This window comes from Acidovorax sp. 69, from assembly GCF_002797445.1.
Taxonomy (GTDB): Bacteria; Pseudomonadota; Gammaproteobacteria; order Burkholderiales; family Burkholderiaceae_C; genus Acidovorax.
In genome coordinates this window covers 2,354,733-2,373,659 of sequence record NZ_PGEP01000001.1, presented here as the reverse complement: position 1 = coordinate 2,373,659, position 18,927 = coordinate 2,354,733, and the positions used below count along the sequence as shown (strand labels likewise).

Below are 18,927 nucleotides of genomic sequence, written 5' to 3'. Positions count from 1 at the left end.
CAACCTGCCAACCCCAGCCTTCACGGATGACCCGGTACACCCGCCTGCTGGGCGCCATGGCCCTGGCCGCCGTGGTGGCAGGCTGCGCTGCGCCCCCGCCCCCGCCCGCGCCTAGCAAGACTGCTGTGCGGCTGGATGACACACCCCGCATCGCCGTCATCTCCGCCTTTGCGCCCGAGCTGACGGTGCTGCTGCCCAAAGTGCAACAGCCCGTCAAACACAGCGTCAACGGTGTGGACTTCACCACGGGCACGCTCGAAGGCAAGCCTGTCGTCGTCTTCCTGTCGGGCATCAGCATGACCAACGCGGCCATGAACACCCAGCTGGTGCTGGACCGGTTCAATGTGAGCCACATTGTTTTCAGCGGCATTGCCGGCGGCGTGAACCTCCGCCTGCACATTGGCGACGTGACCGTGCCCGCGCAGTGGGGCCAGTACATGGAATGGCTGATGGCGCGTGAAGACACGCCCGGCCAGTACAGCGCCCCCGTCTGGATGAAAAGCGAGCTGACCATGTCCGCCTTCGGCATGATGCACCCACGCCCCGTGGAGGTGCGGTCTGCCGCCAACCCCCAGCTCAACAAGAAGTTCTGGTTCGAGGCCGACCCGAAGATGCTGGCCACCGCCCGCAGCCTGCAGAACGTGGGCCTGGAGCATTGCCTGGCCGCCACCTGCCTGAAGCAGCGCCCACAACTGGTGGTGGGCGGCAGCGGCGTGTCTGGCCAGGCGTTTGTAGACAACAAGGCCTTCCGCGAATACGCATTCAAAACTTTCGAGGCCAACGTGCTCGACATGGAAACCGCCGCCACTGCCATGGTGGCGCACAGCAACGGCGTGCCGTACATCGCCTTTCGCTCGCTGAGCGACCTGGCCGGTGGCGGCGACGGCGAGAACGAAATGGGCACCTTCATGGGCCTGGCAGCGGCCAACTCGGCCAAGGTGCTGCAAGCCTTCTTGGCGAGCTGGAAATAAATGACAGAAGCTGCTGCCCCCGTTCTTCGCCTGTCGGGCATTACCAAGCGTTTTGGCAAGTTGGTGGCCAACGCTGGCATCAGCCTGACTCTGGCACGTGGCGAGGTGCTGGCGCTGCTGGGCGAGAACGGCGCGGGCAAGTCCACGCTGATGTCCATCCTGTTCGGCCATTACGTGGCAGACGAAGGCAGCATTGAAGTCTTTGGCCAGCCCCTGCCGCCTGGCCAGCCGCGCGCGGCGCTGGCGGCGGGCATCGGCATGGTGCACCAGCACTTCACGCTGGCAGACAACCTCACCGTGCTGGACAACGTGCTGCTGGGCACCGAACCGCTGTGGCAACCCTTCTCTCGCCGCAGCGAGGCGCGTGCCAAGCTGCTGGCCGTGTCGCAGCAGTTTGGCCTGCCGGTCAGCCCCGATGCGAAGGTCGGCAGCCTCTCGGTGGGTGAGCGCCAGCGGGTCGAGATCCTCAAAGCGCTCTACCGGGGCGCCCGCATCCTCATCCTGGACGAGCCCACCGCCGTGCTCACCCCGCAGGAGAGCGAGGCCTTGTTCGACACCCTGGCGCAGATGGTGGCGCAGGGCCTGTCCATCATCTTCATCAGCCACAAACTGGGCGAGGTGCTGCGCGTCTCGCACCGCGTGGCCGTGCTGCGCCAGGGCCAACTGGTGGCGGAGGCCCCCGCGCAGGGCACCACGCAGGGGCAGCTGGCGCAATGGATGGTGGGCCACGCGATTGAGGCCGCAGAGCGCCGCCCGGCACAGAACGTGGGCGATCCCATCTGCACCCTGACCAACGTCAGCACATCCCCCCCGGGGCGAGACCGGTTGAACGATGTATCCCTCACCTTGCGCGCGGGCGAGATCGTGGCCATTGCCGGTGTGAGCGGCAACGGCCAGGTGGCACTGGCCGATGTGCTGTCCGGCGTGCGCAGCGCCACCACCGGCCAGGTCACGCTGCGCGGCGCACCGCTGCAAGCCCGGCCCGCGTGGCTGGTCAGCCAGGGCGTGGCCCGCATCCCCGAAGACCGCCACGCCGTGGGCGTAGTGGGCGATTTGCCGGTGTGGGAAAACGCTGTTTCTGAGCGCCTGCGCAGCCACTGGTTCGCGCACCCATGGTTCAAGGCCCTCTGGGTCAAACGCGGCGCAGCCCGCCAGCATGCCCAGAGGGTGGCCCAAACCTTCGATGTGCGCGGCGGCGGGCCCGATGCCCCTGCCCGGTCGCTGTCAGGGGGCAACATGCAGAAACTCATTTTGGGTCGGGCGCTGATGCCACCGCAGGACGCGGCAGGCCACACCGCTGCGGCACCCCAGCTCATCGTCGCCCACCAGCCCACCTGGGGGCTGGACATTGGCGCCGTGATGTTTGTGCAGCAGCAACTCATCAACGCCCGCGACGCCGGCGCGGCGGTGCTGCTCATCTCCGACGACCTGGACGAGGTGCTGGCCCTTGGCGACCGTGTGGCGGTGATGCATGACGGAAAACTGAGCGACGCGCGGCCTGTGGATGCTTGGACGCGCGAGGCGATCGGGCTGGCGATGGCGGGTGCCGCGCACTGACCGAACACACAAGAACAATACCCAACATGAGACTCGAAAAACGCAACCACACCTCCCCCGCCGCCTATGTGCTGGCACCGGTGGGCGCTGTGGTGTTCACGCTGCTCATCAGCGGCCTGCTGGTGCTGTGGGCAGGCGCGCCCGTGGGCCAGACCTATGCGCTGCTGCTGCAAGGCGCGTTCGGCTCCGTGTTTGCGCTGACCGAAACGTTGACCCGCGCCACGCCGCTGATCCTGACCGGGCTGGCGGCTGCCGTGGCGTTTCGTGCCCGGCTGTTCAACATCGGGGCTGAAGGGCAGCTCTACGCCGGGGCGCTGGCCGCCGTGGCCGTGGGCGGCATGCATGGTGGCACTGGGCTGGAGTGGTCGCCTTACGTGCTCTTCCCGCTCATGATGTTGGCGGCAGTCCTCGCCGGGGCGGCACTGCTGCTGGGCCCGGCGCTGATGAAGGCGCGGCTGGGGGTGGACGAGGTGGTGACCACGCTGCTGCTCAACTTCATCATGCTGCTGCTGGTGTCGGCCCTGCTCGACGGGCCGATGAAAGACCCGCTCTCCATGGGCTGGCCGCAGAGCGTGGCGCTGCAAGGCGATATGGAGTTGTCCAAGCTGGTGCCGCAGACGCGGCTGCACACCGGGCTGCTGTGGGCTGTCTCTTTGGCCGTGATGTTGTGGGCGCTGCTGGCACGCACGGTGCCGGGTTTTGATATCCGCGCCGCCGGGGCCAATGCGCGGGCTGCGGCGTTTGCGGGCGTGCCCATCACGCGCACTGTCGTGCTGGTGGCGCTGCTCTCGGGCGGGCTGGCGGGGCTGGCCGGTGCCATTGAGGTGGCGGGCCGCACCAGCTATGTGACGCTCGACATGTCGCCCGGCTATGGCTACAGCGGCATCGTGATTGCCATGCTGGCCGGGCTGCACCCGCTGGGCGTGATTGCGGCAGGCACCTTTGTAGCGGGTGTGCTGGTGGGGGCGGACAGCATGAGCCGCGCGGTGGGCGTGCCCACCTACATTGCCGATGTGATCGTGGCGACTTCGCTGATTGCGGTGCTGGTGGCAGGCTTGCTGACGCAGTACCGCGTGCGCTGGAAGTGAGGGCGCCATGAACAAGCACGTGCACCCACATTTCAAGCAAAATTGGCCTTTGGCGCTTATTTATCAAGCACCACCCGCTATCAAAAAAGAAGTAACTCAGATCGAGGCGGGTACATGACCGAGTTGCTCGACATCCTGGCCAACCCCGCTTTCTGGATCGCCACCCTGCGCGTGGCGACGCCGCTCATCCTGGGCACGCTAGGGGTTTTGCTGTGCGAGCGCGCAGGCGTGCTCAACCTGGGCATTGAAGGGATCATGGTGGCGGGTGCCTTCACCGGCTGGCTGGCGGTGTATGCAGGCTACGGGCTGTGGACGGGGGTGCTGGTGGCAGCGCTGGCTGGTGCAGTGTTTGGGCTGCTGCACGCCTGGCTTACTGTGGGGCTGGCGCTGTCGCAGCATGTGTCGGGCCTGGGCATCACGCTGCTGGCCACGGCGCTCAGCTACTACGGCTACCGCGTGAGCTTTCCGAAGGTCAACACGCCGCCCACCATTGAGCCGTTTGCGGCGATGGACTGGCTGCCCATTCCTATCCTCTCTGCGCAAACCCCGCTCACACTGCTGGCCTTGCTGCTGGTGCCGCTGCTGGCCTGGGTACTGCTGCGCACACCTCTGGGCCTGGCGGTGCGCATGGTGGGTGAGAACCCGCAGGCGGCCGAGGGCCAGGGCATCTCGGTGGCAGCCACGCGCACCGGCGCCATCGTCGCGGGCTCGGCGCTGATGGGGGTGGCGGGATCGTTTCTCACGCTGTCGGCGTTCAACGCGTTCTTCTTCAACATGGTGAACGGGCGCGGCTGGATCTGCGTGGCGCTGGTGGTGTTTGCATCGTGGCGGCCGGGCAAGGCGCTGCTGGGTGCGCTGCTGTTTGCGTTCTTCGATGCGCTGCAGTTGCGGCTGCAGCAGGCGGGCGATGCGTGGTTGCCCTACCAAGTGTATTTGATGCTGCCCTACCTGCTGTCTATCCTGGCGCTGGTGCTGGTGGCGCGCAAGGCGGCGTATCCACAGGCGCTGATGAAACCGTATCGCAAGGGGGAGCGATGAGGTCGGTGCCTCACCTGGTCGCCCGCTGGCTGGCGGCTGCACTGCTGGCCTGCGCAGGCCAGGCCCATGCGCTGGGCATGGACGTTCCCTTTGAATCGTTTGCCACCGCCCCGGATGTGGACTGGATCAAAATCTGCGGCGAATGGCCCGTGCAGCCGCCGAGCGAAGGCCGCGGCGTGTACCGCATCGTGCACGCCACGCGGTATGGGCAATCGTTCGTGTACCTGCAGTGGATCGTGCGTGATGGCAACGACAGCGCGAGGGAAGTGCACACCCAGAGTTTTGAGGCCATCAACAACGACCACGCTGAAATCACCCTGAGCCAGATGAACTGCCAGCCCACGCGCAACGGCATCCGCTGGACCGCGCGGGCGCAGTCGGGCCATGACAACAGCGTGTTTCGCATCACCATCGACGCAGGGCACAAACCGGGCGAGGTGCGCTTTCGCACCCGTCAGAGGCGCTGATGCGCGGGCCCCGTCACTCAGGCAACGGCGGCACCCATGGGCGTGCACAGCTCCACCAGCGCACCGTTGATATCCGCCACATACGCCACAGTCTGGCCCCAGGACATTTGCTCGGGCGCCTGCACCAACCGGGCACCGGCGTCCACCGCGCGTTGCACGGCGGCGGCCACGTCGGCGGTGGTGAAAGCAATCTCGAAACTGGGCGCATCGGCCGACGCGCGCGTCGGGTTTTTGCCCAGCTCGGCCATCAACCGCAGCGACGAGAAAGCCAGCGCCGTAGCACCGGTCTCCAGCTCGCCGAAGTCGCCTGCCTCATGCACGAAGCGGCGCACAAAACCAAAGGCGGCTTCGTAGAAAGCGATGGTTTTGGGGACGTCTTCGACGTAGAGAATCGTGTAGCCAAATTGCATGAAAACTGCCTTTGTAAGAATGAATGGATGCGCTGACACGTTGATGCGCAAAACAAGACACAGAGCTTAGGGACAGAACCTGCCCAGGTCTTGAAAAAACCCGACACCCCGATACGAACTGCCCACCCCATGCTTGACCTGCTCATCACCCACGCCACCCTGCCCGACGGTCGCCAGAACATGTCGATTGCCGTGCAAGACGGCCGCATTGCCGAAGTGACCGAGGGCCTGCAAGCCCCCGCGCACGAAACCTTGGACGCGGGCGGCCTGCTGGTCAGCCCCCCGTTTGTGGACGCGCATTTCCACATGGATTCGACCCTGAGCTACGGCCAGCCGCGCGTGAACGAAAGCGGCACCCTGCTCGAAGGCATTGCGCTGTGGGGCGAACTCAAGCCCACGCTGACGCACGACGCCATCGTAGAGCGCGCCCTGCGGTACTGCGACATGGCTGTGGCACGCGGGCTGCTGGCGATCCGTTCGCACGTTGACACCAGCCACCCGAGCCTTCTGCCGGTGCAGGCCCTGCTGGATGTGAAACAGCGCGTGGCGCCGTATCTGGACCTGCAACTCGTGGCCTTCCCGCAAGACGGCGTGCTGCGTGCGCCCGGCGGGCTCGACAACCTGAAGAGGGCGCTGGACATGGGCGTGGATGTGGTGGGTGGCATCCCACACTTCGAGCGCACCATGGCCCAGGGCGCCGAGAGCGTGAAGATCCTCTGCGAACTGGCCGCGGAGCGAGGCAAGCGCGTGGACATGCACTGCGACGAGTCCGACGACCCGCTGTCACGCCATGTGGAAACTTTGGCCTTTGAAACCCAGCGCCTGGGCCTGCACGGCCGCGTGACGGGCTCGCACCTCACCTCCATGCACAGCATGGACAACTACTACGTGAGCAAACTCATCCCCCTGATGGCCGAGGCCGACCTGGGCGTGGCGGCCAACCCGCTCATCAACATCACGCTGCAGGGCCGCCACGACACCTACCCCAAGCGCCGGGGCATGACCCGCGTGCCCGAGCTGATGGCCGCAGGCCTGACGGTGGCGTTTGGCCACGACTGCGTGCTCGACCCCTGGTACAGCGGCGGCAGCGCCGACATGCTGGAGGCGGCGCACATGGGCCTGCACGTGGGCCAGATGACCAGCCAGACGGCGATGCGGCAGTGTTTTGATGCGGTGACGGTGAACCCCGCGCGCCTGCTGGGGCTGGAGGGCTACGGCATTGCGCCCGGCTGCCATGCCGACTTGGTGCTGCTGCATGCGCGCAACCCCGTGGAGGCCATTCGCCTGCGCGCAGCGCGCCTGGGGGTATGGCGGCGCGGCCAGCGGGTGGCCAGTCAGCCTGCCCCCACGGCGGAGCTGCACTTGCCCGGGCGGCCTGGCAGCGTGAATTTCACGTCAAACTAGCCTCTAGCGCTTATCTACCAAGCGCTAGCAGCTATACATTCAATAGCATTTCCCGCATTTTACGCCATGCGTGCAATCGTCTTGCGAAACCGCGCCAGCGCCAGGCTGAATAGCACAGCCCCAATCCCCAGCAGCCACACCAGCGACGGCCACACCACCGCCCAGCCCGCGCCCCGATAGAGGATGGCCTGGGCCAGTTCGGTGAAGTGCGTGGTGGGCGCCAGGGCCATGCCGTACTGCACCCACAGCGGCATGCTCTCGCGCGGGGTGACGCCGCCCGACAGCATCTGCAGCGGCATCATCACCAGCACCATGAGCAGCCCAAACTGCGGCATGCTGCGCGCCACCGTGGCCATGAAGATGCCCATGGACGTGGTGGCAAACAAGTGCAGCGTGGCCCCCAGCAGAAACAGCGGCACCGAGCCTTCGATGGGCACACCAATCGCCCAGCGAATCACCGCCGTGAGCGACACCCAGGTGGCGACCAGCACCACCAGCGCCATGGCCCAGACCTTGGCCAGCATGATCTCGCCGGGGGTGACAGGCATGACCAGCAGGTGCTCCACCGTGCCATGCTCGCGCTCGCGGATCAGCGCGGCACCGGTGAGGATGATGGAAAGCATGGTCACGATGTTGATCAGCTCCATGAGCGAGCCGAACCACGCGGGGTTCAGCGCCGGGTTGAAGCGCGAACGCACGGTCAGTTCGATGGGCTGGGCGGCCACGGTGCGGTCGCGTTGTACAAACTCAGCCACCTCCAGCTGCACGATCTGCTGCACGGCACCGTTGGCCGCAAACGCCTGCCCCATGCGCGTGGCGTCGATGTTGAGCTGCACCTGCGGCACCCGGCCCGCCAGCACCTCGCGCTGGAAGTGGGCGGGGATGTGCAACACCAGCGTGAAGCGGCCGGCGTCCAGCCCCGGGTCCACCTCGCGCATGTTGATCATGGCCGGGCGCGTGAACTGGGGCGCATAGAACGCGGTGGCGATGCGCTGGGACAGGGCCGAATCGTCTTCGTCCACGATGGCAATGGGCACGTGGTAGAGCGTCTCGGGCTGCGCCATGCCCGCCGAATACACCGCCAGCGTGGTGGTGTAGACGATGAGGAACAGCATGGCCGGGTCGCGCCACAGGCTCCACAGCTCCTTGATGCCCAACCTGAAAATGTTCGACCAGTGAATCATGCCCATCCCCCTGTGGCGCTGCGCGCCTTCCCCCTTCTCTCGCGCTTTGCGCGGGAAGGGGGACGCTGCCAGCGCGGCGGGGCGGCCCTTGCGCGGCAGCCACTGGCCTGTGCCGCGCCAGTTTCTGCGGGCAAAGGCTCGAAGACAGCTATAGCAAGGTTGTGCGTCACTCAGCTCTCCTGCTTTCTAAGGAGTGCGATCGCAGCACCGACGATGACCGGCACCGCCACCAGCATGGGCCAGAACTCGGCCTGCAGGTCTTGCAAAGCGAGTGCCTTGTTGAACACCCCCCGGCTGATGGTGAACATGTGGCTGGCCGGGTACACGTCGCCCACCCAGCGCGCAAAACCCGTCATGGACGACACCGGGTTGATGAGCCCCGCAAACTGCACCGCTGGGATGAGAGTGCCCACCATGGCAAAGAACATCGCCGCAATCTGGCTGCGCGTGACGGTAGAGGCCAAGAGGCCCATGCCCGTGGAGCACAGGCTGAACAGCACGGCGCCCAGCGTCAGGGTTGCAAAGCTGCCGGTGATGGGCACCCCAAACACCGTCACTGCGGCTAGGCACATGAGGCCAAAATTGAACAAGGCCAGCACTACATAGGGCAGCTGCTTGCCCAGCATGAATTCGGTGCGCGTGGTGGGCGTGACATACAGGTTGATGATGGAGCCCAACTCCTTCTCGCGCACCACGGCCAGGGCCGTGAGCATGGCGGGCAGCATCAGCAGCAGCAGCGGGATCACGGCGGGCACCATGGACGGCAGGCTGCGCACATCGGGGTTGTAGCGGTAGCGCGGCTCCACCTCCAGCAGGCCCCGGGGCACCACGCCCGTGCGGCTGCGGCTTTGTTCCACCAGCCACTGCTGGTGCAGGCCCTGGGCGTAGCCGATGACGGTTTCGGCGCGCTGGGGCATGGCGCCGTCCACCCACGCGCCGATCTGCACCGGCTGGCCGCGTGCCACGTCGCGCGCAAAGCCGGGCGGGATCTCCAGCGCCAGCGATATCTCGGCGGAGCGCATGCGCTGGTCCAGCTCAGCGTAGGTGGACAGCGGGGGCTGCTCGGTGAAGTAGCGCGAGCCCGCCAGGTTCAGCGTGTAGGCGCGGCTCAGCGCGGTCTGGTCGCGGTCCAGCACGGCAAAACGCAGGTTCTCCACGTCCATGCTGATGCCGTAGCCCATCACAAACATCAGGATCAAGGAGCCCAGCAGCGCCATGGCGCCGCGCACCGGGTCGCGGCGCAGCTCCAGCGATTCGCGCCACTGGGTGCTGTGGATGCGGGCCAGGCTTTGGCGCAGGCGGGTGGGCCAGGTGGGAGCGGTGGGGATGGGCGCCGGGGGTGGCGCGGGGTGCTCGGAAGCGTCCACGGCTGCCTGGACCGGTGAGGTGCTCGCAGCATCCTCCAGATAGCCGATGAAGGCTTCTTCCAACGTGGCGGCGCCGCGCTTTGCCACGATGTCCTGCGGCGCAGCGCTCTCCAGCACCCGCCCCGCGTGCATCAGCGAGATGCGGTCGCAGCGCTCAGCCTCGTTCATGAAGTGGGTGGAGATGAAAATGGTGACCTTGTCGCGCCGTGCCAGCTCCACCATCAGGCGCCAGAAGTTGTCGCGCGCCATCGGGTCCACGCCCGAGGTGGGCTCGTCCAGGATCAGCAGCTCGGGCTGGTGCACCATGGCCACGGCCAGCGACAGGCGCTGGCGCATGCCCAGGGGCAGCTTCATGGGCAGTGCGCTGCAGGCGGCCTGCAGGTCAAAGCGCTCCAGCATGGCAGACACGCGCGCTGGGACCTCGGGTTCAGGCACATGGAACAACCGGGCATGCAGCACCAGGTTTTGCTCCACCGACAGCTCGCTGTACAGCGAAAACGCCTGCGACATGTAGCCCACACGCCGCCGCGTGGCCATGTCCTTGGGGTCCACCGGCTGGCCGAACAGCCAGGCCTGCCCGTCGCTGGCGGGCAGCAGGCCGGTGAGCATCTTCATGGTGGTGGACTTGCCGCAACCATTGCTGCCCAGAAAGCCAAAGATCTCGCCGCGCTGGATGCGAAAGCTCACATGGTCCACCGCCACGAAATCGCCAAAGCGCATGGTCAGGTCGCGCGCCTCGATGGCGACGTTGGCGGCGTCATGGGCCTGCGCACGGTCCAGCGGCGGGATCTGCACCGCTTGGTGGCCCCGGCGCTTGGCCTCGGGCAACAGGGCTACAAAGGCCTGCTCCAGCGTATCGTGCCCAGTGCGGGCCATCAACTCGGCGGGGGTGCCGGTGGCCAGGATGCGCCCTTCGTCCATCGCCACCAGCCATTCAAAGCGCTGTGCCTCTTCCATGTAGGCCGTGGCCACGATGACGCTCATGCCCGGCCGCGCGGCGCGGATGCGGCCGATCAGGTCCCAGAACTGGGCGCGCGCCAGCGGGTCCACGCCCGTGGTGGGCTCGTCAAGGATCAGCAGGTCCGGGTCGTGGATCAGCGCGCAGCACAGCGCCAGCTTTTGCTTCATGCCGCCCGAGAGTTTGCCCGCGGGCCGCGCCAAAAACGGATACAGGCCGGTACTGCGCGTGAGTTCATCAATCCGGCGGCGCCGCTCGGGCGCGTCGTGCCCGAACAGGCGGCCAAAGAACTGCAGGTTCTCTTCCACCGACAGCGTGGGGTACAGGTTCTTGCCCAACCCCTGCGGCATGTAGGCGATGCGGGGGCACACCCGGCTGCGGTGGCGGCTTTGGGCCATGTCGCCGCCCAGAACCTCCACGGTGCCCTGCTGCACCGCGCGTGCGCCCGCCACCAGGGCCAGCAGGCTGGACTTGCCCACGCCATCCGGCCCGATCAGGCCCACCATGCGGCCTGCGGCCAATTCCAGGTCAATCCCATCGAGCGCCACAGTCCGCCCGTAGCGCTGGCCCACGCCACGCAGGCGGGCCACGGGGGCGGCGTCGGTGTCCGGCAGATTCACTGCCCGGCCTTGACGGCCAGCACTGCAGGCCATTCCACCGCGGGGTCCACGCGCAGCCAGGCCACGCCTGGCAGGCCCGTCTTGACCTGCTCCTGGTGGCGCAGCAGCAGCGCCTTGTCGATCTGCGCCCGCACGCGGAACATGAGCTTCTGCCGCTCACTGACAGTCTCTACCGTTTTGGGCGTGAACTGCGCGGTGCTGGCAACAAACGAGACGGCTGCAGGGATGACGAAGTCCGGCGCGGCATCGAGCACGATGCGCACCTCGCTGCCCAGCGCCACGCGGCCCGCCAAGGTCTCGGGCAAAAAGAAAGTCATGTACACATCGGTCAGGTCCACCAGTTGCAGCACGCGTGCACCGGCACCCACCACCTCACCGGGTTGCACCACGCGGAACTGCACACGGCCGTCGCGCGGGGCCTTGAGCTCGCTGTCGGCCAGCTCCACATCGATGCGGGCCAGCGTGGCCTCCAGCGCGCGCACGTTGGCCTGCGAACTCGTCACCTGGGTGCGGGCCGCTCCAATACCTGCTTGCGCCGCCTTGGCCTGTGCCCGTGCAGCCACCACGGCGGCCTGCAGACTGTGCACTTTGGCGCGGTCATCATCGAGCAACTGGCTGGAGAAAAACCCCTCGCGCGCCAACTGCTCGGAGCGCGGCAGGCGGCGACGGGCGGTATCCAGGTCGCTCTCGCGCTGGGCCACCACTGCAAGGGCTGCCTGATGGTCACTTTCGCGTTGCGCCACCTGTACCTCGGTGCTGCTGATGGCCAGCTGGGCCTGCTGCAGGCGCGCCACAGCCTCTTCGCGCTGGGCCTGCAATCCGTCAATCTGCATGTGGGCCACGGGCTGACCGGCCTTCACGAACTCACCTTCGGCCACCAGAATGTCCTGCACCCTGCCCGCCAGCTTGGTGGCTACGGCGATCTCTGTGGCCTCCACGCGACCATTGCCGCTCACAAAGCCGGGGCCCGGTCCGTCCACACGCCAAGGCGCCCACCGCACTACCAGCACGGCACCCAGTAAGAGCAGCGCTGCCGCTGTCGCGTAAATTTTCCACTTGCTGCCCATGGTTTAGATCCTTGTTGGCGTAGCGGCAGGAGGGCACACCAAGCCACGCCTGCCATTGCAGCATCCCGCCCCGAGGCATGGTACGCGCGGCGCACCTGTTCACATTGCGCTGCGAGGCGCCAACGCTTGACCTGCATCAAGCTGCTGACAATTGCCAGGAGCACTGTGGCGCCCTGCAGCGGCACCCACACGGCACCAGTGCGGGAGTGGGTCCCCTCAGCCCTGGGGGCGACCGTCGAAGGCGGACAGGTGATTGGCCAGGTGCATGGCATGCGCCTGCTCGTATTGCACGCGGCTCAACGCCCCATAGGCAAAGTGCGGGTGCAGGGTTCCTGAATAGGCCGCAAAATCCTGCGCAGCTTTGCGCAAGCGCGCCAGGGCAGCCGCAGCATCGGGTGCCGATGCATCCAGCACCGGCGCACCCGGAATAGGCTCTTCCAGGCTGTGACTCATACGGCCGCGCTGTGCAAACACGCTGAACGCGGCGGTGCCCACGGTGTTCTGAAACAGTGCCGACTTGGGTTCCGGGAACCCTTGCAGCGAGTATTCGATGCTCTGCGCGCAGTGCTCCAGCGTCTGCGACCAGTTCCACGCCGTGGCGGGCACGAGTGCATGCACCGAGGCTGCGTTCAAGCGCTCCACCTCGCGCAAGGCCTCGCTGATCGTGCCAAAAACCAGTTGCCGGTCATTCCCGGGCCGATGCAGGAAGTAGCCAGCCCCCGCCACGACCCCGCCCACCGTAGCCAAGCCCACCCCCCACCGTACAAACGACCTGCGCGCGGGGTTTGCAGGCAACGCCGTGGGCCCCTGGGCGACATAGGTATCTGGATGGGGTGGGACGCTCTGGGCGCCACGAGGAGGTGTCACAGCCATGGGTGAAGAAAAATGGGGAAACAATCATTTTGCGACACGGGGCTGAGCCCAGGCCACGCCACATCCTGCGCAGGGTCGGCCAGCCGACACTGCCCCCATTTTTGCCGTGGATGGTTCCTGAGTGCTGGCCAAGCACCGCCCCGGCCCCGTACCTTCGGTAAGTCAGGCGGCCATCGACATCCGGGGTGACATTTCCACGCGGTTGCGCCCCCGCTCCTTGGCCAGGTACATGGCCTCATCGGCTCGCTGCAACGCTGCGTCGGCCGATTCGTCGCCGGTGCACAGGGTGACCCCGACGCTCACGGTGAGCGCAATCGAGCGCTGGCCAGTGACCACCGGGTGCGCCTCGACCAGGGCGCGCAGTCGCTCCGCGACGGCAATGGCGCCGCCCCCACCGGCGTTGGGTAAAAAGATGGCGAACTCCTCGCCCCCCAGGCGACCGATCACGTCCTCCTTGCGCAGGCAGCAATTGGCCAGCACCACAAAATGGCGCAGCACATCATCACCCGCCCGGTGCCCCCAGGTGTCGTTGACCTTCTTGAAATGGTCCAGATCCATCACCAGAACCGGGAGCGCGGTCTGCATGCGCTGCGCATTACTAATGGCTTTGTCCAGCAGCGTGAGGAATGCCCGGCGGTTGAACACGTTGGTAAGCGGGTCTACCTCGGCAAGGTGGCGAAGCTCGCTGGCAATGAACTCGTTGATGAGCATCAGCGCACCAAATGCTGTCAACACCAGCGCCAAAGTGGCTTCCAGCACCACAAACTGCGACAACATTGCCACCATGCTGGATTCGGAGTCCAACACGCCATTGGGTGCTGCCAACCGAAACAGCACAGGCCTGACCAGCAAAAAGATGCCGTGAAAGCCTATCGTGCCCGCAAACAGATACCTCGCGGGTACCTTGTGAAAGCCACCATGGGCCATGGTGCGTGCGGTCAAAAGATAACAAACACCCGACACCAGGCCCGACAGCACAAAACGGGCCCCCAGGTGAGGCTGCACCACCGTGAAATACACAGACAACAGCAGCAGCATGGCCAGGGCGCACGCTGCTATTGCGTGCCGAACAGGCGCCCTGCCCATGTACGCCCGGCTTCCTAAAAAACACAGGTAGGCGCCCATCGCGATGGAGCCCTGTGCCAGGACTACCGACAGCGCTTGCGGAAAATGGTCACGCACCAAGAGATTGATGCAGGCCACCGACGCACAAGAAAACGACAGCATCCACAGCCGCAGGCCGGGTATGTGCTGGTTGAAATACCAGACCGCATAGAGCACGACGGTGACCAGCGCCGAAAGAATGGCCGCAACGATGATGAGTGTGGGGCTGTGCACTGAAGGGCGTGGGCTGGAGAATCGGTTTGAAAGGCGCGGCTACAGCGAAAAATCTGTGGGCACCACAGGCCTCACAAACCTGGCTGGAAAGCGGGCTAAATAGTAACCGGCCGCCGCATCAAAACCGCAGATTCCGTGAGTGTTCTTTGAGGGGCTGAAGGCCTGCACCACAAGCCAACCACCAAAGCCACCGTCAACCGCATGCAGCGGCCCCTCCAAATCGCCGCACTCCGCCACACGAAGCGACTATCTTTGTCACAAAACATACGAAACGCATATGTTTTGTATAATTCAGCCATGGGTATCGTCAAAATTTCCGACCAAATGCATGAAAACCTCCGGGTGACCAGCAATGCGCTGTCTCGCTCCATCAACGCGCAGGCTGAACATTGGATGCGTGTCGGCATGCTCGCCGAACTGCATCCAGACCTCGATCATCGCGAAATCTGTCAGCTGCTGATCCGGGTCGAGCAGGCCGGGGGGTTCGACATGGCGACGGTGGCTGCGTCACTGGCCACCCCGTCCAGTCTCTCCGCACAAAGGGCTCCACAATGAAGCCCCGTATCTCGCTGAAGTCGCCCGCAGAAATTAGCATGGCCCGAGATGCCGGGCAACTGGCGGCCGAGGTGTTGCGCATGATCGGCCCCCACGTGAAGCCCGGCGTGAGCACGGAAGAACTGGACCAGCGCTGTCACGATTTCATCGTGCACGAATTAAAGGTAATCCCCGCCAACGTGGGCTATCTGGGGTTCCCCAAGACGGTGTGCACCTCCGTGAACCATGTGATCTGCCACGGCATCCCAGCGCCCGACAAGGTGCTGAAGGCGGGCGACATCATCAACATCGACGTGGCGATCATCAAGGATGGCTGGTTCGGTGACACAAGCCGCATGTATTTTGTCGGCGAACCCACACCTCTGGCGCGTCGGCTGGTCCACACCACCTACGAAGCCATGCGGGCGGGCATTTTGCAGGTGCGGCCCGGCGCCACGCTGGGTGATGTGGGGCACGCTATTCAGACGGTGGCGCACCGCGAGCGCTTCAGTGTGGTGCGCGAATATTGCGGGCACGGCATCGGGCAGGTTTACCACGACGAACCACAGGTGCTGCACTACGGCCACCGCGGTCAGGGCCTGCGCCTGGAGGAAGGCATGGTCTTCACCATCGAGCCCATGATCAATGCCGGAAAGCGTGAAACCAAAGAATTGGCCGATGGCTGGACCGTGGTCACCCGCGACCACTCGCTGTCTGCGCAGTGGGAACACATGGTGGCGGTGACGGCCGACGGCTTCGAAGTGCTCACGCCCTGGCCCGAAGGCACAGGGGCGTATCCGGCCATCGCCTGAGAGAAAACCGAGACCGAAGGGGCTGCACCGCCCCATCAGTACCAGAGGGGGCAGCCCGAGGCGCCCCACTGCACTCATCCAGCGACGTGGCACTCCCTGCGCAACAAGGCCAGCGCATCGTGCATTTGGTAGTCCATGTCGCTGGTCAACGTCTTTTCAGCTTCCTGCACAAAACCCGCCCATAGCGCCAGATAGTCCTGGTGGTAGGCGCCGGGTGCATGGCCCCGGATGAAGTCGCTGGCCAGTGCGGGCTGAAGACCCGCTTTGCGAATCTTGCGCACCAGGCTGGCAGCAGTCTTCTCGGTCAACAGCGTCTTCTTGGGCGCACCCGCTGCAAGACACAGGAACAGCGTGAGCAGTGAATGCTCATCGTCGTTGCCTCCGGTGGTCTTGATCCAGATCTTGCTGGCAGGCTGCGGAGGCTCATCCCCGCCCTGCTCCAGGTCATCCAGGCTGCGGTGGTAGTCGTCCACCTCTGCCAGAGGGTCGTCCAGCAGGAAGTACCGCGCGCGGAAAGCACCCGTGGCGCGCAGCAGCGTACGCAGGGGCGCCGTGGCATCGAGCAGCTTGGGCAGGTCAGCCAGCACAGTGGCGCACTGGGCCAGCATGGCATCGCGCAGATCTGGAGGCACGCCCCCAGGCAGCCGCAATGGGGCCGAAACGGTCAGCTTCTTCTTGCGCTGCTCGGTGATCCTTTTTTCGAACGCGGTGGCATGGGGCCATTCACCCAGCTCCATGGCCTTGGGGGCCAGGACCTGCATCAACAGCCCGGTGCGAATCACCGCCTCGGCATCAGCACCTGCGGCTTCCAACTCGTCAGTATCCAGGTCGTATTGTTCTGCCAGCCACTGGGCGGCGGAGATAGCCTGCGCTATTTGCGTGCGGCGGGCCAGCTCGGCGCGGTAGTCGGCATGGCTGCGCAGCGACCACATCGCAAGCAGCGGAGTCTCGGCATCTGCATACCCGGCCATGCCAAAGTTGCTGCTTTCGGGCAGGGCAATCAGGCGCTTGAGCATGTCCGAGCCGCCTTTGGAGCGCGACAGGAACGAATGGTCCCGCAGCGACACGGCGGCCTTGTGCAGATCCCCTTCGGTGGTGTCCAGCAGGTACAGGCTGATGAGGTTGACCATGCGGTCTCGTGCCTTTTCCAGCTCGGGGCGCAAAAACTCGCTGCCAAAGTACCGCGCAATCTGCACGATCCCCTTGGGCGCATCGGCATTGATGGCCGCGATCTTGTCCGCACCCAGCACGCCATGCTGCACGCCATAGGCCAACGCCTTTTCTAAAAATGGACGGGCGTCGTGCAGCGACAAGGCTGACGAAAGCGCCTGCTCAGCAAACTCCTGTGGGGTGCTAGGACTGCTACTCATTGCGTCAGATAGCGGATTCTTCGTCGGATGCGCGCGCAGCCGGCGTGGCCTTGCCGCGGTCCGTGTCGCTGGTTTCAAACTTGCCGTCGTCTTCTTCAGCGGCGGGTTCGTCGCCCTCTTCCAGGCCCAACTCAAAGGCGCGGGCCTTGGCGCGCAGCACCAGCAGGGTTTCGATGAACAAGTCACGGCACTCGTAGCGCAGCAACCAGGCCATTTGCATCCAGTCGCGATCGGCCACCTCGTCCTGGTCAATGCGCGGCTGCACATAGCCCGAGGCCAGCAGTTCATCGTCAGTCAGCGTCAGGCCGTAGTCTTCGACCGCGTCAAAAGTGCCGGTGCGGGCGAAGGCCTCGATACGGCTCCACTTTTCGGCAAAGTAGTTGGCCAGCGCCTCGGCGCCCCCGTCGAGGTCGCCAATGGCTGTCAAAAACTCCACGGTATCGGCATCGTCGCGGAAGATGACCGCGTTGACCATGCTGCGCAGGTGGGTGTGCGTGAGGTCTTTGTACTGCTTTTCCAGCACCATGGCGCGGGCAAACTGCGCGGGCGTGACCAGCATGTTGACCACGGAGGCCTTGGACTCGTCGTACTCGCGCATCACGGCCAGGATGTCCTTGGGCGCGAGCTGGTCCAGGACCACCATCAGCGCGCCGTCACCGTCGGTGTCGGCCAGTTCGGCCAACGCCGATTCAGCGCCCACGATGTCACCGGCCGCAATCAGGCTGGTGGTTTTGGTGATCAGCGCGAGATGGGTGTTGTTGCTCATGCGAATTCCTTTTCATTGGTCCGTTGCGCTGTACGCATTGCGCAAGCGGTTGAAACTGACGCTTGCCAAGGCCAGCGCCGCCGTGGAACCGGCTCCACCGGGCCTCCGGAGCCGCCCCCCTCGGCGGATGGAGCGAAGCGACTCAGGGGGGCTAGCGTGGGCTAGTCCTTCCGGTCAAAGCCCACATCAGACAACCAGTTGGAGCTGGCTTCTTCGCGGCTGCGGTTGTTTTTTGGATCCGCCGCGTCATCGGCGCTCAGCGCGTCGTAGCCGTCGTCATGTTCTGCGGCATCTTCGGCGTCATCCGATTCACCATCGCCGTCCGCGTGCGATGCCGCCGCAGGTGCCATGCGGGCGTGTTGCTGCAGGTATTCCAACCCGGCGGCCACGGCCAAGAAACGCGCACCTTGCGGCTCGCGCAGAACGGTTTCCGCCAGGCTGGCGGCCCAGGGCTCCAGCGTGATGGCGTGGGTCAGGCTGTGCCATTCGGGCAAATCGTCCACGGGCAGGCCCAGCAGGTGCTCGACGGCTGCAGGCTTGACGAAACGGAATCCCCGGTGAAACACCACAGCCACCATCTCGGGGGCCAGTTCCATCATCTGCACCAAAAACGCAATCTCATTGCGCTTTTCGGCCAGGCGCTTGCGCAGAACATCGTTGCCCTCGGAATCGGATACCAAGTCATCCAGCTCGGCCTGGTAGGCGGAGCGCAGGTCTTGAAAATAAGGAGAAAGTTTCACGTAGAAGACGAAGAAGAAGAAAAAATGCGCGTGGAATAGGCCTGCCAGATCTCCTGCGCGGTCTGCAGCGGGTCGTCCAGCAGGTTGCGGCGGCGGTTGTCGTCGTAGGCCTGGCGGGCGGTGTCATCAGACAGCACCTCATAGGCCTTTTGCACCGCCTGAAACTGCAGGGCTGCGTCAGGCGCGTCATTGCGGTCCGGGTGGTAGAACGACGCCTTCTGGCGAAACGCCTTCTTGATGTCGGCCAGCGACGCGTTGGCCGCGAGCCCGAGGGCGGCGTAGTGGTCTGCGGTCATGGGCAAAAATTCAAAGCGGCTTCCAGCGGTTGCTGGCAAATGCCACGGCCTGCGGGCAAGGGCCGCA

18 protein-coding genes are annotated in these 18,927 nt (G+C 65.2%); 8 read left to right on the top strand and 10 right to left on the bottom strand.

Annotation, left to right across the window (positions count from 1 at the left end):
* The first annotated feature begins 26 nt into the window (after window positions 1-26).
* The 5 genes from CLU85_RS10890 to CLU85_RS10870 all read left to right on the top strand — a co-directional run bounded on the left by CLU85_RS10890 (window position 27) and on the right by CLU85_RS10870 (window position 5,121).
* Window positions 27-971, top strand: a complete 945-nt coding sequence (locus CLU85_RS10890) for a 5'-methylthioadenosine/S-adenosylhomocysteine nucleosidase (protein ID WP_100410276.1) — start codon at window positions 27-29, stop codon at window positions 969-971.
* Window positions 972-2,528 (top strand): ABC transporter ATP-binding protein, encoded by a 1,557-nt coding sequence (locus tag CLU85_RS10885; protein WP_100410275.1) that lies wholly within the window; start codon window positions 972-974, stop codon window positions 2,526-2,528.
* Window positions 2,529-2,554: 26 nt separating this feature from the next.
* Complete coding sequence (locus CLU85_RS10880; protein WP_100410274.1) at window positions 2,555-3,616, top strand: ABC transporter permease; 1,062 nt, start codon at window positions 2,555-2,557, stop codon at window positions 3,614-3,616.
* Between the two features lie 114 nt (window positions 3,617-3,730).
* A complete protein-coding gene (locus tag CLU85_RS10875) occupies window positions 3,731-4,654 on the top strand; it encodes an ABC transporter permease (protein WP_100410273.1) in 924 nt (307 codons plus the stop codon).
* Entirely contained in the window at window positions 4,651-5,121 is a 471-nt protein-coding gene (locus CLU85_RS10870; protein ID WP_100410272.1) for a hypothetical protein, read from the top strand. Before CLU85_RS10875 ends, CLU85_RS10870 begins: the two co-directional genes overlap by 4 nt.
* A 17-nt stretch (window positions 5,122-5,138) precedes the next feature.
* Here CLU85_RS10870 and CLU85_RS10865 read toward each other — a convergent pair whose 3' ends face one another.
* On the bottom strand, window positions 5,139-5,531 hold the full coding sequence (locus tag CLU85_RS10865; protein WP_100410271.1) for a VOC family protein: 393 nt from the start codon (window positions 5,529-5,531) through the stop codon (window positions 5,139-5,141).
* Between the two features lie 129 nt (window positions 5,532-5,660).
* On the opposite strand from CLU85_RS10865, the gene CLU85_RS10860 reads away from it, so the two are divergent.
* Window positions 5,661-6,935 carry an amidohydrolase family protein gene (locus CLU85_RS10860; protein WP_100410270.1) on the top strand — a complete coding sequence of 425 codons (1,275 nt, stop codon included), beginning with the start codon at window positions 5,661-5,663 and terminating at the stop codon, window positions 6,933-6,935.
* Window positions 6,936-6,994: 59 nt separating this feature from the next.
* Here the strand turns inward: CLU85_RS10860 and CLU85_RS10855 are convergent, their stop codons facing one another.
* The 5 genes from CLU85_RS10855 to CLU85_RS10830 form a co-directional block, all read right to left on the bottom strand.
* Window positions 6,995-8,119, bottom strand: coding sequence for an ABC transporter permease (locus CLU85_RS10855; RefSeq protein WP_369858188.1), 1,125 nt, complete (start codon window positions 8,117-8,119; stop codon window positions 6,995-6,997).
* Between the two features lie 170 nt (window positions 8,120-8,289).
* Window positions 8,290-11,097, bottom strand: a complete 2,808-nt coding sequence (rbbA, locus tag CLU85_RS10845; RefSeq protein WP_198509170.1) for a ribosome-associated ATPase/putative transporter RbbA — start codon at window positions 11,095-11,097, stop codon at window positions 8,290-8,292.
* Window positions 11,061-12,131, bottom strand: coding sequence for an HlyD family secretion protein (locus tag CLU85_RS10840; RefSeq protein WP_100410267.1), 1,071 nt, complete (start codon window positions 12,129-12,131; stop codon window positions 11,061-11,063). The genes rbbA and CLU85_RS10840 overlap by 37 nt, the downstream gene beginning before the upstream one ends.
* A 216-nt stretch (window positions 12,132-12,347) precedes the next feature.
* On the bottom strand, window positions 12,348-13,004 hold the full coding sequence (locus CLU85_RS10835) for a DUF1569 domain-containing protein (RefSeq protein WP_100410266.1): 657 nt from the start codon (window positions 13,002-13,004) through the stop codon (window positions 12,348-12,350).
* Between the two features lie 162 nt (window positions 13,005-13,166).
* Window positions 13,167-14,342: a GGDEF domain-containing protein gene (locus tag CLU85_RS10830; protein ID WP_100410265.1), complete on the bottom strand. Its 1,176-nt coding sequence runs from the start codon at window positions 14,340-14,342 to the stop codon at window positions 13,167-13,169.
* Window positions 14,343-14,639: 297 nt separating this feature from the next.
* Here CLU85_RS10830 and CLU85_RS10825 point away from each other — a divergent pair, with 297 nt between their 5' ends.
* Together CLU85_RS10825 and map are read left to right on the top strand one after the other, a co-directional pair.
* A complete protein-coding gene (locus CLU85_RS10825) occupies window positions 14,640-14,897 on the top strand; it encodes a ParD-like family protein (RefSeq protein ID WP_100410264.1) in 258 nt (85 codons plus the stop codon).
* On the top strand, window positions 14,894-15,688 hold the full coding sequence (gene map / locus CLU85_RS10820; protein WP_100410263.1) for a type I methionyl aminopeptidase: 795 nt from the start codon (window positions 14,894-14,896) through the stop codon (window positions 15,686-15,688). The genes CLU85_RS10825 and map overlap by 4 nt, the downstream gene beginning before the upstream one ends.
* Before the next feature lie 74 nt (window positions 15,689-15,762).
* On the opposite strand, the gene CLU85_RS10815 is transcribed toward map, so the two are convergent.
* From CLU85_RS10815 to CLU85_RS10800, 4 genes are all read right to left on the bottom strand, one after another.
* Window positions 15,763-17,058, bottom strand: coding sequence for a hypothetical protein (locus CLU85_RS10815; protein ID WP_100410262.1), 1,296 nt, complete (start codon window positions 17,056-17,058; stop codon window positions 15,763-15,765).
* 4 nt (window positions 17,059-17,062) lie between these two features.
* Complete coding sequence (locus CLU85_RS10810) at window positions 17,063-17,824, bottom strand: hypothetical protein (protein WP_100410261.1); 762 nt, start codon at window positions 17,822-17,824, stop codon at window positions 17,063-17,065.
* A 161-nt stretch (window positions 17,825-17,985) separates the two neighbouring features.
* Window positions 17,986-18,564 (bottom strand): hypothetical protein, encoded by a 579-nt coding sequence (locus CLU85_RS10805; protein ID WP_100410260.1) that lies wholly within the window; start codon window positions 18,562-18,564, stop codon window positions 17,986-17,988.
* The gene (locus CLU85_RS10800) at window positions 18,561-18,860 is read right to left on the bottom strand and encodes a J domain-containing protein (RefSeq protein ID WP_100410259.1); all 300 of its coding nucleotides are present in this window, start codon (window positions 18,858-18,860) and stop codon (window positions 18,561-18,563) included. The genes CLU85_RS10805 and CLU85_RS10800 overlap by 4 nt, the downstream gene beginning before the upstream one ends.
* Window positions 18,861-18,927: the final 67 nt, after the last annotated feature.

What these genes read in the sequence shown, in the direction of transcription:
- CLU85_RS10890 (WP_100410276.1), top strand. Translation starts at nt 27, where the DNA reads ATGACCCGGTACACCCGCCTGCTGGGCGCCATGGCCCTGGCCGCCGTG.
- CLU85_RS10885 (WP_100410275.1), top strand. Translation starts at nt 972, where the DNA reads ATGACAGAAGCTGCTGCCCCCGTTCTTCGCCTGTCGGGCATTACCAAG.
- CLU85_RS10880 (WP_100410274.1), top strand. Translation starts at nt 2,555, where the DNA reads ATGAGACTCGAAAAACGCAACCACACCTCCCCCGCCGCCTATGTGCTG.
- CLU85_RS10875 (WP_100410273.1), top strand. Translation starts at nt 3,731, where the DNA reads ATGACCGAGTTGCTCGACATCCTGGCCAACCCCGCTTTCTGGATCGCC.
- CLU85_RS10870 (WP_100410272.1), top strand. Translation starts at nt 4,651, where the DNA reads ATGAGGTCGGTGCCTCACCTGGTCGCCCGCTGGCTGGCGGCTGCACTG.
- CLU85_RS10865 (WP_100410271.1), bottom strand. Translation starts at nt 5,531, where the DNA reads ATGCAATTTGGCTACACGATTCTCTACGTCGAAGACGTCCCCAAAACC.
- CLU85_RS10860 (WP_100410270.1), top strand. Translation starts at nt 5,661, where the DNA reads ATGCTTGACCTGCTCATCACCCACGCCACCCTGCCCGACGGTCGCCAG.
- CLU85_RS10855 (WP_369858188.1), bottom strand. Translation starts at nt 8,119, where the DNA reads ATGATTCACTGGTCGAACATTTTCAGGTTGGGCATCAAGGAGCTGTGG.
- rbbA (WP_198509170.1), bottom strand. Translation starts at nt 11,097, where the DNA reads ATGGCCTGCAGTGCTGGCCGTCAAGGCCGGGCAGTGAATCTGCCGGAC.
- CLU85_RS10840 (WP_100410267.1), bottom strand. Translation starts at nt 12,131, where the DNA reads ATGGGCAGCAAGTGGAAAATTTACGCGACAGCGGCAGCGCTGCTCTTA.
- CLU85_RS10835 (WP_100410266.1), bottom strand. Translation starts at nt 13,004, where the DNA reads ATGGCTGTGACACCTCCTCGTGGCGCCCAGAGCGTCCCACCCCATCCA.
- CLU85_RS10825 (WP_100410264.1), top strand. Translation starts at nt 14,640, where the DNA reads ATGGGTATCGTCAAAATTTCCGACCAAATGCATGAAAACCTCCGGGTG.
- map (WP_100410263.1), top strand. Translation starts at nt 14,894, where the DNA reads ATGAAGCCCCGTATCTCGCTGAAGTCGCCCGCAGAAATTAGCATGGCC.
- CLU85_RS10815 (WP_100410262.1), bottom strand. Translation starts at nt 17,058, where the DNA reads ATGAGTAGCAGTCCTAGCACCCCACAGGAGTTTGCTGAGCAGGCGCTT.
- CLU85_RS10810 (WP_100410261.1), bottom strand. Translation starts at nt 17,824, where the DNA reads ATGAGCAACAACACCCATCTCGCGCTGATCACCAAAACCACCAGCCTG.
- CLU85_RS10800 (WP_100410259.1), bottom strand. Translation starts at nt 18,860, where the DNA reads ATGACCGCAGACCACTACGCCGCCCTCGGGCTCGCGGCCAACGCGTCG.